This is a genomic window from Lamprobacter sp., assembly GCF_034860625.1.
Taxonomy (GTDB): Bacteria; Pseudomonadota; Gammaproteobacteria; order Chromatiales; family Chromatiaceae; genus Lamprobacter.
In genome coordinates this window covers 1-1,691 of sequence record NZ_JAYESN010000458.1, presented here as the reverse complement: position 1 = coordinate 1,691, position 1,691 = coordinate 1, and the positions used below count along the sequence as shown (strand labels likewise).

The following is a 1,691-nucleotide window of genomic DNA, read 5'->3' as shown; positions in this document are numbered from 1 at the left end:
GTATGACGGCCATAGTAGCGAATCGGCTTCGCTATCGCGTTAAGGCGATCGGGGCGCGCTCGCGCGTGCGAACTGAACCCGCTGGCCCCACACCACATGACTTAACGAACATGGCCATTCGCCTAAGGCCTGGCCCATGATGCCCCTAGGCCTAGGGCTTTGCCGTCGAGATTATCTGGCGATTCAGCTGAGCGGCGACAACGGTGTATCGGTCGCTCAGCTCGGCTCATCAACTTGGCTGGCGCGTATTCTCAGCCGGGCTCAGATAGCCACGCGCGGCGTCGAGCAGCTTGCGCCGGCCGAGCAGAATCTGCATCCGCCGCCCACCGCACTGCCGCCAAAGGATCGCCGAGCGGATACCGGCCAGCAGCAGCGCGCGAATACGCTCCTGATTCTCCTCGTTCTGGAGATAGAGCGGATTGCCACGCACGATGATGCGCGGCTCGAGCTTACTGATCGTCGCCGAGTAGAGGCTGGCGAAGCGGGCGATCACATCGCGGTCGATCAAGGGCGCCTCAGCGCGTGCCTCCTTCGCCGCCTCGATGCCCTCGCCGATTGCCGCCAGCATGTCGCCGCGTCCGGCCAGGGTGCGCTCGTGCTTGAGCAGCGTGATCACATAGCGCGTCATCTCCATGTTGCGCTCGGGCTGGCCGGTGAGCTGGGCGATGATCTGCCGAGCGCCGGTCGCGACCGCGCCGGGCTCGCCATACACCGCCGACACATCGTCAGCATCGATCTGGAACAGACTATAAAGGCAAGGCGTCATCTGATCGATGTCGACGCTGCCGCGGTTGGCGATGCGCAGCACGCAGTGCGCCGCCTGGTGGAGTCCGGCAAGCGCGATGATGCGGTCTTGGTCGCTATAGGGCATGGGTCTGGGGTCTCAAAAAACCGGTATCAGGCGGAACGATGGAGGGCTCAAGGACGGTCAGCCGAGCATGTGGCGAGCATCCCGGTTACGCTGCAGCTCACCAGCCTGTTCGATCACGCAGCCACCCAGGCACTCGTCGCTTAGGTAGAACACCGCTGACTGGCCAGGCGTGATCGCGCGCTGCGGCAGGTCGAATCGAACCTGGCATGACGCGCTATCGTAACCGACGATGGTGCAGCGCTGCAGCGGTTGCCGGTGCCTTAGTCGACAAAGACAGGTGATTGGCGTCGTTGCAGGTGGCCGCCCAGCAATCCAGTGCACCTGCTCGCCGATCAGATGCTCTGCATAAAGCAGCGGATGATCCCCGCCCTGCACCACGATCAGGGCATTGCGCTCAACATCCTTATGGGCGACGAACCAGGGCGCCTCCGCATGCGCGGCGACCCCGCCGATACCGAGCCCCTGACGCTGCCCGATGGTGTACCAAGCGAGGCCGCGATGCTCGCCCACGACTTCGCCCTCCGGGGTCATGATCGGCCCCGGATTGCGCGGCAGGTAGCGATCGAGAAAATCGGCGAAGCGGCGCTCACCAATGAAGCAGATCCCGGTACTGTCCTTCTTCTCGGCGTTCGCCAGCCCGAGCTGCCGCGCCGTCTCCCGCACCTCGGCCTTGGTCAGATCGGCCAGCGGAAACAGGGCACGGCTGAGCTGCGCTTGGCTCAGCTGATGCAGGAAGTAGGTCTGGTCCTTGTTTGCATCCACGGCCAGGCGTAGGTGCGCGCCACCGGCATCATGCTCGACGCGCGCATAATGGCCGGTT

General features: G+C 64.2%; 2 protein-coding genes. Both read right to left on the bottom strand.

The window, feature by feature from the left end; translation table 11 throughout:
* Nucleotides 1-229: 229 nt before the first annotated feature.
* Nucleotides 230-871 (bottom strand): high frequency lysogenization protein HflD, encoded by a 642-nt coding sequence (gene hflD, locus VBE63_RS28810; RefSeq protein ID WP_323686410.1) that lies wholly within the window; start codon nucleotides 869-871, stop codon nucleotides 230-232.
* Nucleotides 872-928: 57 nt separating this feature from the next.
* On the bottom strand, nucleotides 929-1,691 hold a 763-nt coding region (mnmA, locus tag VBE63_RS28805), incomplete at its 5' end, for a tRNA 2-thiouridine(34) synthase MnmA (RefSeq protein ID WP_323686409.1).

Excerpts from the sequence above, each read along its gene's own strand:
- hflD (WP_323686410.1), bottom strand. The coding sequence starts at position 871 with ATGCCCTATAGCGACCAAGACCGCATCATCGCGCTTGCCGGACTCCAC.